The 660-nt window shown below is 43.3% G+C and carries 1 protein-coding gene; it reads left to right on the forward strand.

All coding sequences use genetic code 11. The features are described 5' to 3' along the window. On the forward strand, positions 1-577 hold a 577-nt coding region (locus R7190_RS28030), incomplete at its 5' end, for an NAD(P)-binding protein (RefSeq protein ID WP_318137943.1). Between the last annotated feature and the right edge of the window lie 83 nt (positions 578-660).

The following is a 660-nucleotide window of genomic DNA, read 5'->3' on the forward strand; positions in this document are numbered from 1 at the left end:
TGTAGCGGTTTCACTATCCTTTATTATCTCAGCACCTCTAAATCGCTTGGGCCATAAAATTTATCAACATTCCGGTAAATGGTTACAAGAAACGGCTGCAGAGAAACTCAACCAACGTGACCAGTTGATCAACCCGGGACATGCTCAAGTACTTATTCTAGGTATGGGGCGAATTGGTACCGGTGCATATGACGAGCTACGCGCACGTTACGGCAAGATTTCTCTGGGGATTGAGATCCGTGAAGAAGCAGCGCAACAGCACCGTTCAGAAGGACGTAATGTCATTTCAGGGGATGCTACCGACCCAGATTTTTGGGAACGAATCCTAGATACTGGTCACGTAAAGTTAGTTTTATTGGCAATGCCACACCATCAAGGTAATCAAACGGCACTAGAACAACTTCAGCGTAGAAACTACAAAGGGCAAATTGCCGCTATTGCAGAATATCCAGACCAACTAGAAGGTTTGTTGGAAAGTGGTGTGGACGCTGCCTTTAATATATACAGCGAAGCAGGTAGTGGTTTTGCGCGACACGTGTGCAAACAACTAGAACCTCAGTTCACTTCGATAAAATAACCATAAAAATACGCAACAACGCTACTACCAATTAAAAGCCTTTCTATCAATAGAGAGGCTTTTTTGTTTAATTTTCATACCAA

This window comes from Vibrio sp. 1078-1, assembly GCF_033340475.1.